The sequence below is a fragment of the Bacillus sp. hwrm1 genome, from assembly GCF_040207805.1.
Lineage (GTDB): Bacteria > Bacillota > Bacilli > Bacillales > Bacillaceae > Bacillus > Bacillus velezensis.
In genome coordinates this window covers 620552-643711 of sequence record NZ_CP157943.1, presented here as the reverse complement: position 1 = coordinate 643711, position 23160 = coordinate 620552, and the positions used below count along the sequence as shown (strand labels likewise).

General features: G+C 48.4%; 25 protein-coding genes and 2 pseudogenes. 6 read left to right on the top strand and 21 right to left on the bottom strand.

Translation table 11 applies throughout. From position 1 onward, the window contains the following. Position 1: 1 nt before the first annotated feature. The 15 genes from ABK447_RS03320 to ABK447_RS03250 all read right to left on the bottom strand — a co-directional run bounded on the left by ABK447_RS03320 (position 2) and on the right by ABK447_RS03250 (position 15716). Positions 2-967, bottom strand: coding sequence for a polysaccharide pyruvyl transferase family protein (locus ABK447_RS03320; RefSeq protein ID WP_094032510.1), 966 nt, complete (start codon positions 965-967; stop codon positions 2-4). Next, positions 946-2118 (bottom strand): DegT/DnrJ/EryC1/StrS aminotransferase family protein, encoded by a 1173-nt coding sequence (locus ABK447_RS03315; RefSeq protein ID WP_100001624.1) that lies wholly within the window; start codon positions 2116-2118, stop codon positions 946-948. Before ABK447_RS03315 ends, ABK447_RS03320 begins: the two co-directional genes overlap by 22 nt. A 4-nt stretch (positions 2119-2122) precedes the next feature. Next, a complete protein-coding gene (locus ABK447_RS03310; protein WP_094031310.1) occupies positions 2123-2770 on the bottom strand; it encodes an acetyltransferase in 648 nt (215 codons plus the stop codon). After that, the gene (locus ABK447_RS03305) at positions 2767-3375 is read right to left on the bottom strand and encodes a sugar transferase (RefSeq protein ID WP_094031311.1); all 609 of its coding nucleotides are present in this window, start codon (positions 3373-3375) and stop codon (positions 2767-2769) included. The genes ABK447_RS03310 and ABK447_RS03305 overlap by 4 nt, the downstream gene beginning before the upstream one ends. Then, on the bottom strand, positions 3372-4889 hold the full coding sequence (locus ABK447_RS03300) for an MATE family efflux transporter (RefSeq protein ID WP_094031312.1): 1518 nt from the start codon (positions 4887-4889) through the stop codon (positions 3372-3374). Before ABK447_RS03300 ends, ABK447_RS03305 begins: the two co-directional genes overlap by 4 nt. Then, positions 4886-5920, bottom strand: coding sequence for a glycosyltransferase (locus ABK447_RS03295; RefSeq protein ID WP_094031313.1), 1035 nt, complete (start codon positions 5918-5920; stop codon positions 4886-4888). The genes ABK447_RS03300 and ABK447_RS03295 overlap by 4 nt, the downstream gene beginning before the upstream one ends. Next, entirely contained in the window at positions 5917-6993 is a 1077-nt protein-coding gene (locus ABK447_RS03290; protein WP_017418869.1) for a polysaccharide pyruvyl transferase family protein, read from the bottom strand. The genes ABK447_RS03295 and ABK447_RS03290 overlap by 4 nt, the downstream gene beginning before the upstream one ends. A 4-nt stretch (positions 6994-6997) precedes the next feature. After that, on the bottom strand, positions 6998-8035 hold the full coding sequence (locus tag ABK447_RS03285) for a glycosyltransferase family 2 protein (RefSeq protein ID WP_025285316.1): 1038 nt from the start codon (positions 8033-8035) through the stop codon (positions 6998-7000). An 18-nt stretch (positions 8036-8053) separates the two neighbouring features. Beyond that, on the bottom strand, positions 8054-9157 hold the full coding sequence (locus tag ABK447_RS03280) for an EpsG family protein (protein WP_032867035.1): 1104 nt from the start codon (positions 9155-9157) through the stop codon (positions 8054-8056). Positions 9158-9160: 3 nt separating this feature from the next. Continuing rightward, positions 9161-10297 (bottom strand): glycosyltransferase family 1 protein, encoded by a 1137-nt coding sequence (locus ABK447_RS03275; protein WP_094031314.1) that lies wholly within the window; start codon positions 10295-10297, stop codon positions 9161-9163. Continuing rightward, complete coding sequence (locus ABK447_RS03270) at positions 10290-11132, bottom strand: glycosyltransferase family 2 protein (RefSeq protein WP_012118512.1); 843 nt, start codon at positions 11130-11132, stop codon at positions 10290-10292. The genes ABK447_RS03275 and ABK447_RS03270 overlap by 8 nt, the downstream gene beginning before the upstream one ends. Continuing rightward, positions 11129-12268: a glycosyltransferase family 4 protein gene (locus ABK447_RS03265; RefSeq protein ID WP_025285318.1), complete on the bottom strand. Its 1140-nt coding sequence runs from the start codon at positions 12266-12268 to the stop codon at positions 11129-11131. The genes ABK447_RS03270 and ABK447_RS03265 overlap by 4 nt, the downstream gene beginning before the upstream one ends. A gap of 15 nt (positions 12269-12283) precedes the next feature. Continuing rightward, entirely contained in the window at positions 12284-14101 is a 1818-nt protein-coding gene (locus ABK447_RS03260) for a nucleoside-diphosphate sugar epimerase/dehydratase (protein WP_172645820.1), read from the bottom strand. Positions 14102-14322: 221 nt separating this feature from the next. Continuing rightward, positions 14323-15003, bottom strand: coding sequence for a CpsD/CapB family tyrosine-protein kinase (locus tag ABK447_RS03255; protein ID WP_007407393.1), 681 nt, complete (start codon positions 15001-15003; stop codon positions 14323-14325). Between the two features lie 5 nt (positions 15004-15008). Next, positions 15009-15716, bottom strand: coding sequence for a YveK family protein (locus tag ABK447_RS03250; protein WP_031378299.1), 708 nt, complete (start codon positions 15714-15716; stop codon positions 15009-15011). Between the two features lie 243 nt (positions 15717-15959). Here ABK447_RS03250 and slrR point away from each other — a divergent pair, with 243 nt between their 5' ends. The 3 genes from slrR (at position 15960) to ABK447_RS03235 (ending at position 18285) form a co-directional block, all read left to right on the top strand. Then, positions 15960-16415 (top strand): HTH-type transcriptional regulator SlrR, encoded by a 456-nt coding sequence (gene slrR / locus ABK447_RS03245; RefSeq protein ID WP_003151541.1) that lies wholly within the window; start codon positions 15960-15962, stop codon positions 16413-16415. 80 nt (positions 16416-16495) lie between these two features. Continuing rightward, on the top strand, positions 16496-17944 hold the full coding sequence (locus tag ABK447_RS03240) for a carboxylesterase/lipase family protein (RefSeq protein WP_094031315.1): 1449 nt from the start codon (positions 16496-16498) through the stop codon (positions 17942-17944). 140 nt (positions 17945-18084) lie between these two features. Further along, a complete protein-coding gene (locus ABK447_RS03235; protein ID WP_063636471.1) occupies positions 18085-18285 on the top strand; it encodes a hypothetical protein in 201 nt (66 codons plus the stop codon). 31 nt (positions 18286-18316) lie between these two features. Here ABK447_RS03235 and ABK447_RS03230 read toward each other — a convergent pair whose 3' ends face one another. Beyond that, positions 18317-18847 (bottom strand): dihydrofolate reductase family protein, encoded by a 531-nt coding sequence (locus tag ABK447_RS03230; protein WP_063636472.1) that lies wholly within the window; start codon positions 18845-18847, stop codon positions 18317-18319. A gap of 79 nt (positions 18848-18926) precedes the next feature. Next, a complete protein-coding gene (locus ABK447_RS03225; RefSeq protein WP_015418276.1) occupies positions 18927-19556 on the bottom strand; it encodes a YitT family protein in 630 nt (209 codons plus the stop codon). Positions 19557-19689: 133 nt separating this feature from the next. Here ABK447_RS03225 and ABK447_RS03220 point away from each other — a divergent pair, with 133 nt between their 5' ends. Beyond that, entirely contained in the window at positions 19690-20208 is a 519-nt protein-coding gene (locus ABK447_RS03220) for a GNAT family N-acetyltransferase (protein WP_031378298.1), read from the top strand. A gap of 41 nt (positions 20209-20249) precedes the next feature. On the opposite strand, the gene ABK447_RS03215 is transcribed toward ABK447_RS03220, so the two are convergent. The 3 genes from ABK447_RS03215 to ABK447_RS03205 all read right to left on the bottom strand — a co-directional run bounded on the left by ABK447_RS03215 (position 20250) and on the right by ABK447_RS03205 (position 21857). Further along, positions 20250-20738, bottom strand: coding sequence for a phenolic acid decarboxylase (locus ABK447_RS03215; RefSeq protein WP_033575180.1), 489 nt, complete (start codon positions 20736-20738; stop codon positions 20250-20252). A 21-nt stretch (positions 20739-20759) separates the two neighbouring features. Then, entirely contained in the window at positions 20760-21215 is a 456-nt protein-coding gene (locus ABK447_RS03210; protein ID WP_094031316.1) for a DUF3237 domain-containing protein, read from the bottom strand. A 291-nt stretch (positions 21216-21506) separates the two neighbouring features. Continuing rightward, on the bottom strand, positions 21507-21857 hold the full coding sequence (locus ABK447_RS03205; RefSeq protein ID WP_063636474.1) for a DUF1433 domain-containing protein: 351 nt from the start codon (positions 21855-21857) through the stop codon (positions 21507-21509). Between the two features lie 66 nt (positions 21858-21923). Between ABK447_RS03205 and ABK447_RS03200 the strand changes: the two are divergent. Then, positions 21924-22034, top strand: a pseudogene (locus ABK447_RS03200) (sporulation transcription factor Spo0A); the annotation flags it as partial. A 180-nt stretch (positions 22035-22214) separates the two neighbouring features. Here ABK447_RS03200 and ABK447_RS03195 read toward each other — a convergent pair. After that, the gene (locus tag ABK447_RS03195) at positions 22215-22529 is read right to left on the bottom strand and encodes a DUF1433 domain-containing protein (protein WP_020954330.1); all 315 of its coding nucleotides are present in this window, start codon (positions 22527-22529) and stop codon (positions 22215-22217) included. Positions 22530-22550: 21 nt separating this feature from the next. On the opposite strand from ABK447_RS03195, the pseudogene ABK447_RS03190 reads away from it, so the two are divergent. Further along, a pseudogene (locus ABK447_RS03190) lies at positions 22551-22952 on the top strand (lipase); the annotation flags it as partial. Between the last annotated feature and the right edge of the window lie 208 nt (positions 22953-23160).

Genomic DNA, 23160 nt, shown 5'->3' with positions numbered 1-23160 from the left:
TTCACAGCGGAAGGTTTTCCTTCGTGCCGGCGGTTTCCCCGATCAGACGGACATCCGGCGCTTCGTGCATCCAGGTGTAATAATAGTTGGCGTTTTTCCCGTATGAATTATCAATGACGGTATTCGGTTTCCCGAGAAGCGAGGACAGAATGTGGCCGTGAAGCCTTGACGTTTCCACCGATTCGTACCTGCTGAAAAACAGGACCGATTTCTTCGTTAAGAAATCGGAATAGCGTTTCCAAAACCGCGCAATCGGCAGCGGGTTTCCCGCTTTTTTATTCAAAACATTCAGCGTTTGGAAAAAAGCGATTCCCCTGCGGTCGCTTGCTGACAGCACATCCTGCCAGTCGCAGCTTTTAACGGAAGAATTGTTTTGCAGCTTCGGATTGATTTCCCCATCCGTGCGGATAAAATGAAGCCTGCCGCGTGACGGAGCCGCTGACGCCGCCATCGGATACAGCTGATGGGCCATATCAGGCATAAGCCCGATATGATTCGCCGAAAAAAAGCGTTTCGCAGTCTCGTATGACACATGATCTCTCGTAAACAGGTGGAGATCCTTGTGCTCCGCAAAAAGCGCCGCTGTCTTCTCAAGCCGTGTCTCATCCTGATAATAGATGGATTGCGGCAGGATGACGATCCTGTTTTCCGGAAAGGATTTGACGATTTTTTCCCTGAACGTCTGATAGTACGGATAGAGATCCCCGAAATTCCCGCCACCCTGACAGACGATGATCGTCTTTTTGTCCGCCCGGCGCCCGAATGGAAAATTGTCGGGATTCCAGCGCTGTCTGACGCGGATGCCGTGCGCTTTAAAAAACGCCTCCGTCCCTTTCATAATCAATAAATCCCCTACATTTCCGTAGAGGGGATAGTCGGCATAAATGATGTCAGATTGCGGCGGTATAACGCTGAGCAGACCCGTCAGCGTCTCTTTTAATCGGCTCATAACATGGCGGCTGTCCATGTTTTCTCCCCTTTCGTTTCAAACAATTGCGCAAGTGCGTCAATGACACGCTGCTGCTCCTCAGAAGACAAGTCAGACCCGGACGGCAGACAGATACCCCGGCTGAAAAGGTTCTCAGAGACCCGCTCATGTTCGCTGTGAGGATAAAAGACGGAAGATGGGAAAAGCGGCTGCGTATGCAGCGGTTTCCACAGCGGCCGGGCCTCAATGTTCTGTTCCGCAAGACAGGCGACGGCTTCTTCCGGCGTCACGCCGTTATCAAGCGTCAGAGCCGTCAGCCAGCGGTTTGAAACCGTTCCTTCAAGCTCCGGCATCATGCGGATGCCCGGATATGTTTCCAGCGCTTCCCGATACCTGTGAAAGATTTCTCTCCTCGCCCGGACGCGATCTTCGAGCACTTCCAGCTGCGATATCCCCACGCCCGCGAGAATGTTGCTGAGCCTGTAGTTATACCCGAGCTCGCTGTGCTGGTAATGAACGGCGGCATCTCTCGCCTGGGACGCAAGAAACCTCGCTTTTTCAATCGCGGCTTCATCGTCAGACACGAGCATGCCGCCTCCCGATGTTGTAATGATTTTGTTGCCGTTAAAGGAATAAATGCCGAAACGGCCGAACGTGCCGCTCTGCCTGCCTTTATATGTTGATCCTAAGGACTCGGCAGCGTCTTCAATCAGACAGACGCCGTATGCGTCACAAAGGCTCATTAATTCATCCATTTTCGCGCTTTGGCCGTAAAGATTGACGGCGATCACCGCTTTCGGGAGTCTGCCGCGCCGCTTTGCATCCCGCAGCGCCCGCTCAAGCGCATCGGGCGACATATTCCACGTCTCCCATTCCGAATCAATAAAAACGGGCTCAGCCTGCTCATACACAATCGGATTCGCCGTGGCGACAAACGTAAAGGAAGGACAAAATACAACGTCTCCTTTTTTCACACCCGCAAGCCGCAGGGCAAGATGGATGGCGGCCGTTCCCGAGCTTACGGCCGCCGCGCTTTTCACTCCCGCATATTCCGCGAGCCGCGCTTCAAACGAATTGACGAGCGGACCGAGCGGGGCAATCCAATTGGAACGGAAGGCTTCTGCGATGTATTCCTGTTCTTTTCCGCTCATATGAGGCGGAGACAAATAAATCCGTTTGTTTGTTTGCATGAAATCATCCTTTTTCATTATGGATAGGGGAGATGACGCGGGCCGGAACGCCGACCGCCGTCACATGGCCGGGAATCCGGCTGATGACCGCAGCCCCCGCGCCGATAACGGACCAAGGGCCGATGTCAATCTGCGGTATGACGGACGCGCCGATTCCGAGGTGCGTTCCTTCCCCTACTTTCACTCCGCCGGCAAGCGCCGCGCGCGGTGAAAGATGGACGTAATCTCCGATTGCATTGTCATGATCGGCAACCGCCCCCGTATTGATGATGCAATGGGCGCCGATGTCAGCGCCCGCCTGAATGACGGCGCCCGCCATCACAACCGTTCCGTGTCCGACGGAAGCCGTTTCACTGACGATCGCCCCGGGGTGAATGAGTGCGGCATAATCGTCATCTTCAAGCCCAAGCGTTTCAGCGAACTGCTTTCTGACGCCGTTGCGGCCGATACATATCGTGAACACGGCTTCGGGGACGAGTTGCAGAAGCATGTGCACGTCTTTCGTCCGGCCCGTATATAAACCGTTCCGAACGGCAAAACCGCTGAATCCGTCGTCCAATACGCCCGCAAGCTCCATATCGGAACGGGCCTGCACGATTTCCTTCACCACTTTTCCGTGTCCGCCGTTTCCGATCAGCACGACCTTTTTCACGATGACATATCTCCGTTGCCTGTGAAGCGCTTTGCCGTCACTTGGCCGTCTTGGTGTATGCCTTCTGATACGAGAACTTTTTTCACCGTTAAAAGCAGAATCTTTAAGTCGAGAAGGAATGAGCGGTTGTCGACATACCACACGTCAAGCTTGAATTTTTCCTCCCATGAAATCGCGTTTCTCCCGTTAATCTGCGCCCAGCCCGTAATCCCCGGCTTCACCTCGTGGCGCCGCGCCTGCTCCGCCGTGTAAAGCGGCAGATAATCCATCAGCAAAGGGCGGGGGCCGACAAGACTGATATCTCCTTTGAGCACATTAAAAAGCTGGGGAAGCTCATCGATGCTCAGTTTTCTGATCAGCCTTCCCGTTTTGGTCAGACGGAGATGATCCGGAAGCAGCACACCGTTTTCATCACGCGCATCCGTCATCGTTCTGAGTTTATACAACGTAAACGGACGCCCGTTATGCCCCGGTCTCGTCTGTTTGAACAATACCGGAGACCCGATGGCGCATCTGACGGCTGCCATGGCGAAGAGAAGGATGACGCTCGCGCCGCACAATAACAACATCGCGGCCGCTATATCAAATACACGTTTCGCCTTCAAATCTGAACAGCTCCTTTCACTTTTCGGCATTTCTGTAAAGCAAGCCGCCTTTCTTCTTTCGTACAAATGAAGAAAAAAGCGAATGCGGCATAGCTCATGCATACGGCAAGCCCCGCGGTGATCAGGCCGGCCCAGCTGTCAAGCGGTGAAAACAGCCGGATACCCCGGCAGACAGCCCAGGCAAATACGGCCGCCGCCAACGGGCCGAACATGCCTTTGTAAAACGCGGTTTTCTGAAAGCCCGTAATATGCGAAACATACAGCGGCGTGAAGACGGCATTTTTCAAAATGAGAGAGACTGCACCGGCGATGGTGATGCCGTACAGCCCGAGATGTGCCGGTCCGCTGAGAACCACGGCCAATATGACATTCAGTCCGCCTAAACATAAAGTAACGACGGCGGGCGTTTTTTGTTTATTAAAAGCCGTCCATACGTAAAAAAGCGGCATGACAGAGAGACTGACCGCCAAATACGCGGCGTGAATATATAAAAGCGGCGCCGTCTGCACAAACGACGGGCCCAGCCAAATTGCCAGAAACGGTTCGGCAAGCCCTCCTAATAATGCGGCGGGAAGCGCGAGCAGAAGCCCGTTCATCCGCACAGCCTTATTGGCGTAAGACAGGAGACCTTCCATATCCCCTTTTGAGTAATAGGAAGTCAAAACCGGCGCAAACAGGGAAGCAAGCGTCCCGGCAAGACTTCTGAGCAGGAGCGGGAATTGAATAATCGCCGCATAGACACCCGCCTCAGACGGCCCCAGCACGAGGTTGGCCGTCATGAGGTCAATCTGCAGAAACAGCAGCACGCCGATCTGGTTGACAGAGCTCCAGGCACCGGCTGAAAACAGCACTTTGCTCGTCTGTAATGACAAGGTTTTACGGCTGAAAGAAAACCACGGAATCAATTTCTTAAAAAAGAAAAAAGTCAGCACGGCCGCACAGACGGCCCCCGCTAATGCCGAAAGCTGGATCTGCCAGATTTTCGGCGGCAGGCACGTAAACAGAGCGAGCACACACAGCACCCTGACCAGCATTTGCACGGCCTGAATGGAGCTTGTGATATAAAGCTTGTTGGCAAAAAACGGCCCCGTCGCGAAACCCGCCATAAAAAACGTCAGCATAAACAGCACGCTGCCGATCACGATAGAGAGCCTCACATCCGTTAAGAGGCCGGCCGGCACATTCATAATCTTGTCAATAAAAAAAGCCGTCCCGGCGAGCGGCACAGCGAGTAATAGAGATATCACGACTGACGCGGCTAAATAATTGCTTACATACGCATTGGCCTCGTCCCTGTTCCCCCTGTGGGCGGCGACGGAGAAAAACCTCACAACGACAGAGCTCAGTGCAACGGTAATAATAGAGAAATAGTTAATGATATTCTGTGTCAGATGGACAAACCCAAAAGCCTCCACACCTAATGTTTTCACAATAAAGGGCGTCATCCACACTGATAAAAACACCGATAGTAAAAACGCCGTCACATTGGCGCCGAAATTAATGGCAAATTTCATGCTCCTTCCGCACTGCCTTTCTCTTTCGATTTCCGTTCGAAAAACGCATGCAGAAGAAGAGGAAGGCGCATTTTGCACAGACCGAGCACCACGCGCTCCCCCGCCAGCAGCTGTTTATGGCGGCACGGCGTCCTGCGCACCGCCGTTTTTACCATGTCATACGTTAAGATTCTGCCGATGTGCGCCGTAATCTGATGTGACGGCTGCGGGGCGGCGCATGCGTTGGCGATCAGCATCGGAATCTGATGCTTGCACAAATATGTATCGATATCGCTCCGGCAGGCGTCCGTCAGCCCGTTTTCCTCATAAAAAGCCATTTTCGCTTTATATTGCTTTTGCAGTTCGTGATCTAAGTGGGGCTTAAACGGGGTTTCTGTAAGACTTTGCGGATTTTCCCGGTAGATATACAGCCCTTCGTCTATCACTTTGATACGTGCGGCTTGGCGGAACGCTGCCAAATTAAACGGAGAGTCTTCGGCAAACCGGATATCTTCATGGAACAACAGCCCTTGCAATGCTTCTCTCCGGTATATATAGCGCCACACATACCAAATAAACCGATGTTCGTGCGCGCGGGTCAGCAATGCAGTCATTTCATCCGCTGTGAAGACGCGGCCCGGCGGAAGGGACGGCGGCATATATGTTCTTTTCTTAGACGGCGTTTCTTTATAATAGCCGCATCCGGCGATATCCAGCCGGTTCTTCTCCGCTTCTTCATAAAGCCGCTCGAACATCGTTTCCGTCACATAGTCATCGCCGTCCGCAAAACCGATATAACGGCCGCGGGCGGCTTTTATTCCGGCATTGCGGGCCGAGCTGAGGCCGCCGTTTTCTTTATGAATCACCCGGATTCTCGCATCTTCTGCGGCGAATTGTTCAGCAATCCGCCCTGACTGATCCGGTGAACCGTCATTGACGAAAATGATTTCGATGTCTCTCAGCGTCTGTTTTGTTAAAGAAACCGCGCATTCTTTCATAAAAGGCTCTGTCTTATACATCGGCACGATCACGCTCACAAGCGGCGCGGTCATTGGGCATCACCGCTGATTTTCGAGCGCAGCCCGGCAAAATAAACACTGCGCAAAGAACCGCCTTCCTCATGCTTGCCGCTGAGCAGCCGGTTTACGGCGGCCGTTACAGCTTCAGGGTCTGGACGTTCAAGCAATGTCATGTTCGGTATGTTTTTCAGCCATTGATAGCCTTCCATCACCTTATGATCAAACGAACGAATGACGACACAAGGCGTTTTCGTCAGCGCACAAAAAATCATCCCGTGAAGCCTGTCAGTGACGACGGCTTCCGCGCCTTTCAGCGTATTCCAAAGCGCCTCCAGCTCCTTTTCACGCGTATGGCGGCTGACCCTCCGGCCGACCGTCGTCGTAAAGGAATACAGCTCTCCGTACTCTTTTGCCAAAGCTTCTTTTACCATCGTTCTGTCCTCTGCCGTCAGCGCACTCTCCTTATCCTCCCGTAAACAGAGGTAGATCCCTTCCCGCGGGATGCGCCGCTCGCTTTTATCCAAATATAAGACCATGTCAGGCTGTTTGAGCACTTTTTTTCCGGGAAAATGACGCTTCATCCATTGATACGTCGTCTCATCTCTCGCCATTAACAAAAGGTCGGGATGCGCATTGTACACTTTTCGGGCGCGCTTCAATTCCTTCCGTCCCTTTTTTGATTCAGAAAAGTGAGCCGTCGCCGGAAGCTGAACGATCCGATATTGCCGGAATGTTTTTATGATAAAGCGGCGCGTCCATTCCTCATACCGGTACAAATCCCCCATGTTCCCGCCGCCGATGATGAATACCATATCATCGGGGTGGCGCTTTTTGATCAGCGCTTTTGCGGATCTGTATATATCCTTCATATCCACCTCGACAATGTCAAAATCGGGATACTCCCGTTCAAGAAACGTTTTGCTTGCGTAGGCGATGGCGTGATCGCCGAGATTATCGTGGGACGGGAGCAGCGTCAGAATGATCTTTTTTCTTGCCGCTGTAAGCCCCGCCCCATCCGCTGCCGTTCCGAAATGAAATTGGGACGGGTATTTGACCTTAAGCAACAGCCATTCCGCGAGATTGATTTTTAAAGATTGTATCGACATGTCTTCACCCTCTGATTTTCATTTTGTACTCGATTGCCCGCTGATACGCGGCTGATGCCAGCGACACGAACGGAATCAGCTTCAGCTTCGCCAAAAGCAGAAGGCATGAGCGTTTGGCGTCAAACGGCGCCGTTCCGGTTTTGGAAAGGCTCAGGCGAAACACGGGATCAGCGCATATCCGGCTGATATTCTTCCACTTCTCAGAAAACCGGCCGCCGTTATTCCGCTTCCATTCATTCAGCAGGCAGACTGTTCCGTGCTGAACGATGAAAAAATCCAGCTCCTGCCGGTATTCCTGTAAGCAGCCGTTTTCACGCAAAAAAGCCTCGTTCAGCCGATAGAGAACGAGACCTGAGTCAAACAGCTTTTTCTGATAGCTTTGCACAATGGAAGTCAAGTGAATCCGATAATGATAGAGCGGCTGATCCACGTACGAGACCGCACCTGCGAAAACATGCGCCCGGAGGCTGAAGTACTGATCCTCCACGTGCTCCAGCTCATCACGAAGCGGAAAGCGCAGCTGATGATGCTCGATCATGGTTCTTTTGTACAGCTTGTTCCATGAAAAACCGCTGACCCTTCCTTCAAATAAATCTTTCAGGTACAGTTGTTTCGGGCGCCCCGCGTACGCTGAAGCGATCGTTGAAACGGCGGTTTTCCCCGTATCCGCAAATTCGGCCGCATATTCGCAAATCACGAGATCAGCCTGATCAGCCTTCGCTTTTTCATACATGCGCAGGCAATAATCAGGTTCAACCCAGTCGTCCGCATCAATAAAAGCGATAAATTCGCCGCGCGCCGCCGCGATCCCCTTGTTGCGGACCGCGCCGAGCCCACGGTTTTGCTGATGAATGACCCGGATTCTCTCATCCCGCTTCTGATAGGTTTCAAGAATCGCCGGGCTTTGATCCGTTGACCCGTCATTAACGGCCACGATTTCGATATTGGCGAGCGACTGATTGAGCAATGAATCTAAGCATCTTTCTAAATAAGTTTCCGTATTATACACAGCAATTAATAAACTGACCGCGGGTGTTTCCATATAAACCTCCAATGTCCATTACCGGGAAAAAATCGTTCTGTACGGAAGCACAGACGAATCGACCGGCATAAGCAAGTAACTGTAAAGAAAATAACAGACAATAATGGCGATATAAATCAGCGCATTTGATTTTTCATCAAAAATTCTCACAAAATAAGGGATCAAGATCATTTGGTACAGGCCGAAATATATATTAAACCGGGCGAAAATAACATCCTTTGTCGCCAAAAGACCGAAGAGCAGGCCGAGCAGACAGAAATTCACGATGACATCAATGTCAGGCCAGAGCTTCCGCAACCGCTCCCGATAGCAGAAAGCCAAAAACAGCGGCAGAAGCAGCACCGCGATTTTTACGACGTTCATCCCGTTCGTATTGGTCATCAGCCATTTCTCATAATGGCCGTATGAGCTGTTTTCCAGCACGACGACAAAAAGCGAAATGAACTTCTGATACAGAAACGTCATAAGAAGAAACAATGCCGACAGTCCGAAAATCGCAGGCGACCAGGCTTTTTTTCTGACGAGAAAATAAACCGGAATCATAATCAGCGCTGAGGAATGAAAAAGCGAACACAGCAGCACGATTGACATATAACGCTTCCAGCTTCCGCTGATCACGTAGCGGACGGCCCAAAACAAAACGGCCGCCACCATATACTGCCTGATCCCGTTAAAGGAAGCGTAATAGTGATACGTGCCCAAAAACAAAAACACACTCAGCTCAAACGGACGGCCGAACTCAACGAGCCCCTTTAAAATAAAGCTGCACGTCACGACCGCCACGGTGAAATACATGATTTGCGGATCTTTCGTGATAAAATTCATGAGCCAGATGAGAGCCGTAAACCCCGGATCAACGGCTGCTTTTTTCGCTCCGAACCCGAAGATCTCCCAAATGCTGCCGTAATTTCCCGCCAGCTTGTACATCAGCGCGTACGTCTGAAAATCCGTCCCGACTCTGTAGCGCAAACCGGAGACCAATACGAGCGATAGCAACGGAACGATCATGACGAGCTGATTCGGCCGGTATCCGGTCGAAAGCGATTGATCACGCCCGCCGCACATTTTCGCGAACCATGACCAAATATACACAATTCCCATATTGACTACATATACAATCATTCGTTACTGTTCCTTTTTCCAATTCATATTGTAAAGCTTCATAACAGCCCCCGCATTTTCTCCCGCGTCATATCCCTGCCGTCTGAGGGTTTCTTTAATGCGCGCCCCGTCAGGCTTTGCCGCCTCTGCTGCCCGTAACACCGCGGATGCCCATTGTCCGGGCGGTTCTTTGAGGCTGAGCCTTTTGACCAGCCCGAGCCCTGCATCGGCTTCTTCCGTTATGCCGTCTGATATCACGCACGGCACCCCGGAGGCCTGCGCTTCAACGAGCGTGACGGGCAGCCCTTCATAAAGAGACGGCATGACAAATACATCCAGCGTTTTCAGCAGGGCATGAACGCGGTCTTCTATGCCGATAAAACGCACATCATCATCAAGCCCCAGCTTCGCCGCCAGATTTTCCATGTCGGTGCGAAGCGGACCGTCTCCGGCGAGAATCAGCTGTAAACCGATGCCCCGCTCTTTCATATCAGCTGCCAGCCGGAGCAGAAATTCATGGTTTTTTTCTTCTGTAAAGCGGCCGATATGGCCGATCACCAAACGGCCGTCTGCAATGCCCCGCTTCCTTTTTTCAGCTTCTGTGTCCGCGCCCCCGCCGGCAAATAAGCCGAGATCAATGCCGTTCGGCAAAAGATGCACGTCTTTTTCTTTCCCGAATAAGAAACGGCCCGCGTCTTTTCCGCAGGCGCACAGTGCCGTGGCGTTTGCCGTGATCAGCCGTCTGAAAACAAACAGCTGCATCCCGGCAAGCCGCGACGCCCGCCCCCGCCACGACGTACTGTGCGAATGGCAGATCCGCACCGGGACGCCGGCTAAACGAGCGGCAAGCGCGATGAATCCCGACTGAAAATCGGTATGGGCGTGCACGGCGGCAAACGGGCCTTTTTCCTGAATCACCCGCTTGACCTGTTTCACAAATGTAATCGGGTTTGTGCTGCCGATGCTCGGCACATAAAAAAGCCGTCCGCCGAGAGCGAGAATTTCCTCATCATAAGCGCACGGATCGTTCCTATGGGTTAAAAAATCAAACTGCACCTTCGTTCTGTCCATCTTCCGGTACAAATTCATCATCATCGTTTCTGCGCCGCCCCTGTTCATCCCGCTGAAGATGTGCAGCACCCGCATCGGTTTGTCAGTCATGTTCGGCAAGCCCTTCTTTTTGGCGGATGTCCCTGTTTTTATGATAACGGTTCATGACCGCGGGCGGCGTAATGGCGCGGATGAGCGGTTTTGCGATATACGCGTAATGGGAAAGCGGCAGCTTCAGCCGTCTGCATGCCTGAAAAACGAGGACCGCGTTATCAATGGAATACGTAAACGATCTTCTTTTAAACGCATCACTGTCCTCTCTGACTTTATACAGCGTTTCTTGGAGATTGTACCCCCGGAAACCCGCTTCAAAAAAGCGCAGCCACAAATCGATATCCTCCATCCGCCGCGTCCGCCTGACTGACCGGTAGCCGCCAAGCGCTTTGTACGCTTCGGCCCGCATCATAATGGTGCCGTGGCAGAATGGTGTGCCTTTCGCCATAATTCCCGGTTTCGGCACGGGCGGCAAAAGCCGGGCGCCCCTTACACCGAATTCGTCAAATACGAGCATCCCCGTGCCTACGACTTGATAGTGGGCGTGCTTGTTTAAGAAAGCGGCCTGTTTTTCCAGTCTCCTCGGGTTGGAGATGTCATCACCGTCCTGCCTGGCGATATAATCCCCCGTTGCGTATGTCAGACAGCGGTTAAGCGAAGCGGCAAGCCGTTGATTTGTCTTATTTTGAATCAGCGTAATCCGGTCGCCGTAATGATCCGCGTAACGGCGCGCAATCTGATACGTTCCGTCAGTTGACGCGTCATCACACATAATCAGTTCCCAATTCTTATAAGATTGGCTCAGGATGGATTCAATACTCTCCGCTAAAGTCTCTTCGCAATTATAAATTCCCATGATGACGGAAATTTTCGGTTGTGCTCCTGCATTCATACGCTTTTCTCCTTTTTATCCATATAACCGGCGTAAATGTGCGCCATTTCCTTTACCGTACGTGTTTCCGAAAAACATTCCGCCGTCCTGCGCCCTTCTTGTCCCATTGCTTTTCGCAGACCCGGGGAGCGGTACAGCTTTTCAATCCGATCGGCAAATGCCGCGCTGTCCCCTGCCGGCACGAGAAAACCGTTCACGCCGTCTTCGATGATCTCACGGTGCCCCCTGTTGTCCGCGGCAACGGCCGGCTTTTCGGCAGCCATTCCTTCAAGCAGATTCATGCCGAGCCCTTCGCGGATGCTTGAGGCGACAGACAGATTAGCAAGCTGAATCAGTTCATGAATATCGCGGCAAAAACCGTAAAACCGCACAATGTCAGATACACCGAGTGATTCAGCCTTTTTTCTGTACGGCTCTTCCATCGCGCCTTCTCCGGCAAATACGAGTTTCAGCTCCGGGATGCGGTTCTTCAGCAGTGCCGCAGTCTCAATGAGAAGTCCCTGGTTTTTATTGCCGTTTAATTCAGCGGGATATACGAGAATAAATTCCCCGGCGCTGAAGCCGTGTTTTTCTCTCAGACGTTCACTCTCTTCCCGGCTCACAGGGCGAAACCTGTCTGTATTCACGCCGATGCCGTGTATTTTCTTCGCGCCGTAATCTGTTTTTTTCATTTGCTTGGCCCGTTCGTAATCCTCTTCATTAATCGTAATTAAACAATCCGTATAAGAAGAAAGAAATTTTTCGATCGGGTAATAAAGAAGCCAGTTTTTCAGGGGCGCTCCGTCGCAGAAGTGAAAGCCGTGCGCGGTGTACAGCACCTTTGTCCCTTTTTGGCGCGCTTGTCTCGCCGCAAGGCGTGCCAGCACGCCGCCGACCGGCGTATGACAGTGAATCATGTCGTAGCCGTTGTCCTGAATAAGCCGTTTCAGCCGCCTGTAAACAGAAAGATTTTCGGGATGAAACGGCGAGCGCCGGATCGGAATGGAAAACTTTTCATCAACGAACGGAAGATTCATATTGCCGCCTGCCGCGACGTGCACCTCCCAGCCCATATCCTGAAACCATTGAAAATACGGAAGATGAAAGGCTTTAAAATGATAATCGACAGTGGCGCAGAATAATACTTTTTTCGTCATCTTTCTGTCCTCCCATCACACGCCTGCGGCCGCTTCTTCATGTACTGATTCGATCGCCTCAAACAGCCTTTTTCTCAGCTCTTCTTCAGGCAGACGGCTGAATTCCTCCATAAAACGGATGAGCACGGCCCAATTCCCGTCCACCGCTTTCCCGATATGGATTTTCGGAAAAATCTGCTCCGTATGTACTTCATTATGATTCAGCAATTCTTCATACATCTTTTCTCCCGGGCGGATGCCGGAGAATTCGATGGGAATCTGTTCTGTCGTATAGCCTGATAAATGAATCAGGTTTTTTGCCAGATCGACGATTTTGACGGGTTCTCCCATATCCAGAACGAAAATCTGCCGCCCTTTTGCAAGCGCCCCGGCCTGAATGACGAGTCTTGACGCTTCGGGAATCGTCATAAAATATCTTGTCATCGCCGGGTGCGTGACGGTGACGGGTCCGCCTTTTTCAATCTGCTTTTTGAAAATCGGAATGACGCTGCCGCGGCTTCCGAGCACATTTCCGAAACGGACGGCGGCGAATTTGGTGCGGCTGACCTTTCCGAGGTTCATGATGACCATTTCTGCAAACCGTTTCGTCGCCCCCATGACATTGGCCGGATTGACCGCTTTGTCAGAAGAAATCAGCACGAAGGTTTCCGTTCCGCACATGTCGGCGGCTTCGGCGACATTTTTCGTGCCGATAATGTTGTTTTTAACGGCTTCTTCGGGATTATGTTCCATTAACGGCACATGTTTATGGGCAGCCGCATGATAGACGACGTGCGGCTCGTATTTTTTCATCAAAGTAAAGATTTTATCTCTGTCCTGAATATCGGCGATCTCCGCGTGAAAGAGCACCTCTTTGCCGAAGCGTGCGGACAGCTCGGTATGTACGGAATGAATGCTGTTCTCCCCGTGGCCGAGAAGGACGATTTCCCGCGGAAGAAACGCGCTGATCTGGCGGCAGATCTCAGAACCGATTGAGCCGCCGGCGCCCGTGACCAGAATCGTTTTTCCCTTGATGCTGTCAGAAATTTTGCTTGTATCAAGGGTGACCGGCTTTCTGCCGAGCAGATCTTCGGCTTTTACATCTCTGATGTGTCCGGCAGCCTGCGTTCCGAGCAGGATCTCGTCAAATTGCGGCATGATTTTAATATGGGCGCCCGTCTGCACACATTCTTTGTATAACGTCTGAAGCTCATGGGTGCAAAGAGACGGAATGGCAATGATGATATGGTGAATTCTCAGCCTCTGCACCGCCGGCATAATGCTTTCTTTTCCGCCGATGACGGGCAGGCCCATGATTTCAAGCTTATGCTTTGTCTGATCATCATCAATAAAAGCCACAGGCATGATTCCGAGATCGTTTTTCTGGGTAAGCTGACGGACGAGCAGCGTCCCCCCCGAACCTGCGCCGATGATCAGCGCCCGGGAAGAGTCATTTTGCTTCCTGCCGATCGTTTCTTTCAGCACCCGTGAAATCATCCGGCTTCCTCCGATGAACAATAGCTGAACCATCCAGCTGACGGCCAACAGCCGGAACAAAATCGTGTGGAACACCCCGTATTGGACGGCCGCTGTTACGGCTGCTGACAGCGTGATCCCCTTCATCAAGGCAAGCAGCTCGCCTATTCCCGTGTACGTCCATACCTGCTTATACTGGTGAAACATAAAAGCGCATACATGATGGCTGATCAGCATGCTCACGGCAGTCAGCAGCAACGCTCCGGAGTCATAAAAGTGATAAGAATCCTCAAAAAATTGATATCCTATAACAACGGAAAGTAAAACGAGATACGTATCCAATGCAAAAATCATTGAAAGTCTTCTCCGGTAAGTCAATCTTTCCCCTCCTCATTTATCGGTTTAGCTGATACGGTTTTCGTAAAAACAGACATAACAGCTAAGCCGATAACAATGCATCATCTTAAGATAAAATTGGGCATTTAACCCGTCCTCACACCCCGCCACCGACGACCAGCATCTAAGGCGGCGAAAAACGCCGCCCACAGCAGAGCCGAGTGCCTCCGTTGATAAAGGTAAGGAGACATCACCTGCACCGCTCAATAAGAGTAGTGCTCCGTTTTTTTGATTTTCTTTTTATTCAGCAGCGCCCCCAAAAGCTTTGCCTTTGACTGCTGGAGAGCGTCTCTCGCCTTTTGGACGGTATCCATTTTCGTTTTTCCGCTCAAGACGACGAGAACGCTTCCATCTGTCTGGTTCGCTAAAATCTGTCCGTCCGCCACAGCCAAAAGCGGAGGTGAATCGAAAATAACCAGACTGTACCGGCTGTACATCTCCTGAATCAGCTCTCCCATCGCCTTTGAAGATAAAAGCTCAGCCGGATTCGGCGGCGTCGGCCCGCTCGTTAAGACGTAAAGGTTATCAATCAGCGTTTTTTGCACCGTTTCGCCGAGGGAAGCGTTTCCGACTAACACATTCGTAAGGCCTTGTACATTTTCAAGCTGATAGGTCTCGTGTATCGTCGGTTTTCGTAAATCCGCATCGACGAGCAGCACCTTTTTTTCCTGCTGCGCAAATACCGCGGCAAGGTTGGCGGCGCTGAATGATTTTCCTTCTCCCGGAACGGAAGAAGTGACGAGAATAGAGCGCAAATGGGTCTGAACAGAGGAGAACTCAATATTTGTCCGAATGGTGCGGTATTGTTCAGCCACCAATGATTTGTGATGTAAAACGGATATTTGAGCCAGTCCCCTTCTTGATTTCTTTTTTCTGAATCCCAAACGCCTCACTCCCCGAAATGTTTTTCATCAGACCGTGTCTGCTGATTTTTGATGTCATACACAACCCCTAAAACAGGCAAGTCTGTTTTTTCGCTGAGCTGCCGCTCGCTTTTAACGGTTTCATCAAGAAAGTGGAGAAAAAACGCAAGCGTCACACCCGCCATGAGAGCCGCACCGAACGCCATCATGATATTTCGGATGCGCGAAGGCTTGACCATCGGGCTTTCCGATGCTTTTGCCTCAGACAAAACAATGACGCCTTTTATATTCATCCTGTCACGGACTTCTTTTTTAAATGTCTTCATCAGCGTGTTCGCTATAGCGGCGGCCTGTTTCGGATTCTCGTCCTGCACCGCTACGGTAATGATCTCTGAATCGGTTTCGCTGCTTGTCGTGATCTTTGCTTTTAAAGCGGATGCCGTCTCAGAAAGATGCAGCGTCTGCTTCACTTTCTCAAGCACAACCGGGCTTTTCATTATCGTTTGAAACGTATTGTTGTAATGAAGATTCAGCTGAACGTCGCTGAGATTAGAATTTTTTTCACCGCTTGTTTCATGAATGAGCACTTGGGTCGATGACTGATAAACGGGCGAAATCACCCGGAATTGGATGTATCCCGTCACCAGCGTTACAACTGCTGTCATGATAAAAATCAGTAAAAATCTGTGTTTAATAATGTCAAATAATTCTTTAAAACTCATATTCTCATTCATGTAATTACAGCCTCATCCTTATTGCATCAGGCTTAAACGCCCCCTTCTGTTAATGATTGGATTATAAAAGAAAAGGTCGAAATTTGAAAATTTCAAATTAAGCCATTTAGTTCTTTTTAAAGAACATTATCATGATTTTCCTCTTATTTACTGCACTTACCTTATAATTTTAAATTTTATAAAGAACGAAAAATTTCTTATAATGAACAAAAAATGCCAGTATACAGGGGAGAATTCAGCACAATGATTGGAAGAATAATTCGTTTATACCGCAGAAGAAAAGGCTACTCTATTAATCAGCTAGCAGTTGAAGCAGGTGTCTCTAAATCTTATTTAAGCAAGATAGAACGGGGGGTTCACTCAAATCCGTCCATCCAATTTCTGAAAAAAGTATCCGCCACCCTGCAGGTCGATCTGACGGAGCTTTTTGATGCCGAAACGATGCTGCATCACATGGGAGGCACGGAAGATGAGTGGCGCATCCACCTTGTGCAGGCCGTGCAGTCAGGCATGCCGAAAGAAGAACTGTTCACCTTTACGAACAAACTGACTGAAAAACGCCCGGAGCCCGCACCCTACCGCAACAGAAAACTGACTGAATCCAACATTGAGGAATGGAAAGCGCTGATGCAGGAAGCCAAAGAACTCGGCTTGTCCGTTCAGGAAGTCAGATCATTTTTAGAACGGAAGCGTTACTGATGATATGCTGATGAAAAGGCTTTTATTCGCTTCATGTCTTCATCTCTGTTTATAATGAAAAGAAAAAAGGGGATGAAATCATGACAAAACTTACCGTTCAAACCCGCTCCGGCGCACTGAAAGGAACTGCCGGCCGCGGTGCCCGCATATGGAAGGGCATACCGTACGCGAAGCCGCCCGTCGGAGAGCTCAGATTTAAAGCGCCGGAGCCGCCCGCACCTTGGGACGGCGTAAAACATGCCGATTCGTTCGGACCGGTTTGTCCGCAGCCGGATGATATGCTGTCTATATCGTTTTCCGGAGATATACCGGCTCAATCTGAAGATTGCCTTTACCTCAATGTTTTCGCCCCCGATTCAGAGGGCGAAAAAAAGCCTGTCATGGTATGGATACACGGCGGGGCATTTTATTTAGGTGCCGGAAGCGAACCGCTTTACGACGGATCTGCCCTTGCCGCTGACGGAGATGTCATTGTAGTCACACTCAATTACAGGCTCGGACCGTTAGGCTTTTTACATTTGTCTTCTATTCATGACGCGTATTCCGCCAATATCGGGCTGCTCGATCAGATCGCCGCGCTGCGCTGGGTGAAGGACAATATCTCTGAATTCGGAGGAGACCCGGATAACGTCACGATATTTGGTGAATCGGCAGGCGGCATGAGCATCGCCTCCCTTATGGCAATGCCTGACGCAAAAGGCCTGTTTCATAAAGCCATTTTAGAAAGCGGCGCCTCTCATACGATCCCGGCGGACATGGCAAAAGACATCGCGGCGGCATTTATTCATGAAGCCGGCACTGATCAATTGCAGGAGCTTTCCGTTAATGACCTGCTTAAGACTGCGGATAAAGTGCGGCGCTCACTAGATCAAAACATTTTTCAGCTTTTGTTTCAGCCCGCCATCGATCCGGCCACATTGCCTGCGGAATCGGTGAAAGCCATAGCAGACGGGGCCGCAGAAGGCATACCTATGATCATCGGAACCAATCGTGATGAAGCATATTTGTTTTTCACCCCTGATACAGACATTCATTCCGAGAAAAAGCAGCAAGATTATTTGCATTATTACCTCGGAGAGAACTGCACCGAGCAAGCAGCAGATTTATATCCGCATTCATTAAAGGGACAAATCGATATGATGACGGATCTGATTTTCTGGCGGCCGGCTGTCGCTTTCGCACAAGGACAGTCGCAGCACGCACCGGTCTGGATGTACCGCTTTGATTGGCATGGCGAAACACCGCCGTTTCATAAAGCCGTTCACGCTCTGGAATTGCCGTTTGTGTTCGGAAACTTTGATTCTTTGAGAAAGACGCTGCAAGAACCGCTCGGTGATGACGCAGAACAGCTTTCCAAACAAATCCAATCCGCATGGCTCGCTTTTGCAAAAACCGGAAACCCGAACACCTCTCACTTCAATTGGCCTGAATATGATACCGATTCACGCGAAACTTTGCTTTTCAACACGGATACCGCTGTCGAAAGTGATCCCGATTCAGCAAAACGCCGCATCTTGTTTCAAGCATAAAAAACGCCAAGGGAGCCGGCTCCCTTGGCGTTTCGTTTTCATCTTACTTCAGACATCGCAGAAAATCCATTTCCGCATTACCCTGATATGTTATATTCTAACCCAATACGTTAACCAAACATTCATAAAGGAGTTTTTATATGGAGAAATCAAGTATTATCGGCACAGCTGCCGTTATAATCGGGGCGCTTATGACCTTAGTTTCATTAATATTCCTGCGCGACACTGATTTCTATGCCGTGAGGTGGATAGGGGTTGTTATCATGGTTGCAGGATTTTCATGCGGGCCGGCCCACTCCATTTCAAAACATAAAAACAAACATGAAAAAGAAACCCGGTAACCTTTACTGGGTTTCTTTCATACACTTCATTTTATCTCACTTCATAATGCAACTCCGCAAATTGCTTATAGCGCCTGACATCAGTCAGCTTCAGCCCTGTCTCCCGGTCTCCGGGTTTGAACAAAGAAATTCCGCGGCCGAGCAGAACGGGGGCGATCTGAATGATAAACTCATCGACAAGTTTTTCCTCCAAAACCGGGTGCAGCAGATCACTCCCGCCGACAATCCAAATCCGCTTGCCTTCTTGGCGTTTCAATGCTTTTATAAAATCGGCAGGCTCTTCATGAATAAACCGCACATGTTCAGTGCCCCCGGTCAATGTCCGCGAAAACACATAGCATTCTTTACCTTTGTACGGAAATTCCTCAGGCAATAAAACCAATATGTCCTCGTATGTTTTTCTGCCCATGATGATCGTATCGACAGATTCATAGAAAGCTTCATAATCGGTGCTGTCTTCACCTTCAGTTCCGATTAACCAATCTAAAGAATGATTTTCCCGCGCAAGATAGCCATCTGCGCTGACAGCTCCGTAAAAAACGAGCTTTCTTTGACCGCTCATAAAAATCCCTCCCCCTTTTTTATTATACCTTAAACATGCGGGTGAAATGAAAAATAATAGAATCGGGTAAAAACCGCCGTTACCGGGTTTTCGTTTCTTCCTGCTTTGGAGATGCTGTTAATATGCCGTCTATCCATCTTCCGGTAATCGGCATAAAGAAATGGAGAATGACCCCTCCTAAACAAACGGTTAATAACGTTCCGATGCCTACCGGACCTTTTAGCATCACGGCCAGTATGAAAAATATGAAGTAAATGACCGTTCTTGAAAAAAAGATGCTTCTCCCGGTTAATTCGCGGACAATTAGCGTTAACCGATCAACCGGGATCGGGGCGAAATTTGTGTGCAGGTAGGTTGCGGTTCCTATCCCTATCACAACTAAACCGATTGCAAAACAGCCCGCCTTTCCGTACCATAGTTCAGGCGTTATGATTCGGTGCAGGAAAAAAAGCCACATATCAATCCCGATTCCCGTTATAAACGCCGTAATCATCCCTGTAAATTCCGGTCTTTGTCTTTTTAACATTGAATTACAGCAAATTAACAGGAAAGCGATGATGATTTCCCAGCTTCCCACGGTAAGCCCTGCATGGACGGATAATCCCACAATAAGCGCATCAAAAGGAGACGTTCCAAGATCTGATTGAATCGTGACAGAAATACCAAAGGTCAAGATCATGATTCCTAAAACATAAAAAACATATTTCACTTTATCGTCCTCATTTTCTTATTTTATGTTGCAAATACAACAAAAATACGGTATGTTTACTATACGGTATTTTCATTGCAAATACAACAAAAAAACAGCTGATATGATAAATGAAGAAAGGAGCTGTATGACCATGAGTATTCAATTAAAAAAGTGCAGCCTTAACGATATAACAGAGCTCCGGGAGATAAGCATTGAAACATTCAATGATACATTTAAGGATCAAAATTCAACAGAAAATATGAAAGCTTATTTGGAAAATGCATTCCGCTCTGAACAGCTGAAAAAGGAATTATCCAATCCGTCTTCTCAATTTTATTTTATTTATTATCATAATGACCTTGCGGGGTATGTAAAAGTCAACATGAACGAAGCACAGTCAGAAAAAATGGGGGATGATTCTCTTGAGATTGAGAGAATTTATATAAGAAAAAGCCATCAGAAACACGGGCTTGGCAAATATCTGCTGAATGAAGCTGTGAAAATCGCAACAGCACACAATAAAAAGAACATCTGGCTGGGCGTATGGGAAAAAAACGAAAATGCAATCGCCTTTTATCAAAAAATGGGGTTTGTCCAAACCGGAGAACACTCTTTTTATATGGGGGATGATAAACAAGTCGACTTTATCATGACCAAAACCCTGTCGTAAAAGGATACAAAAAACCCGGCCAAGCTGCCGGGTTTTTTCTCTTATTTTAATTTTCCCGCACGGATTTCATCGGTCATTCCTTCGTACGGCGCTTCTGAAATCAATGTTTCGTTATTGATTCCCGCATTGTTGAGATACGTAATATCCGCAAACTCGGGAACGACATATTTCGGGTACGTTTCATATTTCTCACGTGATTCTTTCATCACGTCAATGTAATCATTTTGGTAGCACACCGTGATTTCCGGATGCTCATGCACCCATTTCGGGAAGAAAATAATTCCGTGCATCCGTTTTTCATTCGGCATAAAGTTTAAGGAAACATCTGTGCCTGTCGGTTCAGTCCATGACACTTTGTATACGCCTTCTGTCAGCTTGACGATATTCACTTCCTGGTCGCGCACCCAGCGGCCGCCTACCATTCCGCTATGAATCCGATAGTCGATCGTATGATCATTTTTAATATAGATTTCATACTCCCAGCCGTTTTCATACGTGTAAATCATATGGCTTCCGATAAAGTTTTCCATGTTGACTCACTCTCCATCTTATTATTGAACTTCATAAATATCTAACCGAATGTCATCCGGCAATCGGACCGCAGCCCCGATAAACAGCCGGTCCTGCAGATGCTGATATGCCTCGCTGCTTGTTTCAAACACAGGCACAGTGCGGAAATACGTGTGCTCGGGATCAATGATGCGCCCCTCTGCAGCCTGTTGGCGGAACGGTTCACTGACTTGGCGGATGCCGTTGTTCTCTACATAGATGACCTCTTGCTCCTCCGTCTCCAGCGCATATCTGGCAGAAAGATCGACCCGGCCGTTCGGACGAATGATCTGGGCATCTGCCCCGCCCGGAAGCACACGTCCCTTTACGGCGCCGCTGACCGTTCCGCCCCGTATCGGAATCAACTGCCTTTTCCCTAATCCAGTCTGCCCCGCAACGATCGGTTCATCCACTTCAATCTGCAGAGACATCACTTTTTTTAAAGAAGGTTCCTTCAAGACGTATCACCTCCCGAGGTATTATGTTCACTTAAACATGTAACTATTTACACGTTTAATTGTAACGCTGTTAAAATGGACTGTCAAATAATGAGCTGCCTCTGATAAAGTTTACCCGGAAAAAGAGGTGTTCAACAAAAAAGACAAGGGCGGCAAATGCCGAAACCCTTGTCTTTTTCGTTTAGTGTAAATTCATTACCGCTTCATGCACCATATGCAGCTCGCGGACTAGAAAGATGGTTCGCGATATCCTAGCAATAAAACAAAATTAGCCCAGCTCAAGTGAGCAGGCTAATTTATCTTGTACAAAGAAAGCTTATCTTTACATTCTTCTTTTGGTTCGGCATCAACCGTATATGATAATATTTCTTTATTGCCTGGATCATACAGACCTTCAAACTCTTTTTCTCCGTTAGTATAACCCTTAACACTAATACCATCCATTGGATTAATATAATAATTCTCAGAAAAATGGATATCATCCGCATTTTTATAGTTCGTTGTTAAAAACTTTTCCATATGATTCTGGGCTTCTTCGAGTAGAGCAAACTCTTTTTCCTTTTGATCATACCAATGCTTCATAAAAAGTCCCCCAACTGCTATAATTATTAAAATAAGGATAATTATGTACTTTTTCTTCATTTGGAAATCAACCCCTTCCTATAAATAACTGTCGTTCTTAAGTAAACGAAATGAGCGAAAACTCGATATGAATATACTTTCAGCATGTCAAAAGCAAAGCTAACCAATTCAGAATTCATCGCGATTGTTGCTGACAAGTTAAGATTGGAACTTAAAGCGAGTGAAATGCTGATCTGACGTTTTTCCTATCGTTGAGTTGTCATGATATTTGTACCGTTAATATCGGGGATACCTCGACAAATGAGACGGTAGAGGCGATTGATCTCAGGAATAGGTTTGAACTGTATGAGAAACATATCTCGAATCTTGTAAGATAATTAAACAAAATAAATACCCACTCATCCTGAGGTGGGTATTTTACCTTTCTTCGGCATTGACCACTGAAATCCCTATCTCCTTATTCGTTGGATCATATATACCGGAAAATTCTTTTTCTTTATTATTATTTATGTAGCCTGAAACTTCAACTCCGCCTGTCGGATCGATATTGTAGTCTTTTGAAAAATGAACTTCCTTTACATTTTTATAGTCTTTTTTCAAGTAATTCTTCATGTGCTCTTGCGCCTCAATCACAAGTTTTTCTTCGTTTTTATGTTTATCATATTGATGCTTCACGAAAAAAACTCCCACTGCTATAATTATAACAATTAGGATAATAATGTATTTTCTCATGCGTATCATCCTTTCGGAACTATTTTACAATATAAGAAAGGTGATGTATATTTCACAAAAGGAAAAGAAATAACCGTCTCTGATGTCACAGATAAAGAATATTACCGTTTGTTTGAGTCAAGCAGCTTACAATTATAAAATGTTAGCCCTGCATATGAAATATAAAACTCCTTACAAAATAAGTAAGCGTCATATTGGTACGTTGAGAAAGCGCAGCAGGGTTCTGATACGGGGCTTGATGCCTTTGTATTCTCAAAAGGCATCAAGACAAAAAGCAGAAAATGGATCAAATCAAAAAACCCCGAGAACGTGGTCGTCGCCTTTGCGGGAACCGATATCGCAAAAGATCCGATCAATGACGGCGCAAAAGCGGACGGCAGCAATATTGTTTTCGGAAATGATCCGAAAAAAGAAGTGTATTACAAGGAGAAAAACAAGAATGGCTACTCTTTAAGGAAAGGGATTTATCCGTTAGAGTTTTTGAGGCCAGCCAATACAAAAATAAAGACGCCAGTTAGGCGTCTTAAGATTTTTCTTCCGCATCCACAGAGGAGCTCCCTATTTTGTCATCTGGAGGATCATATAAACCGGCAAATTCGTTTGGTATTACATTATTCAAATATCACTAAAC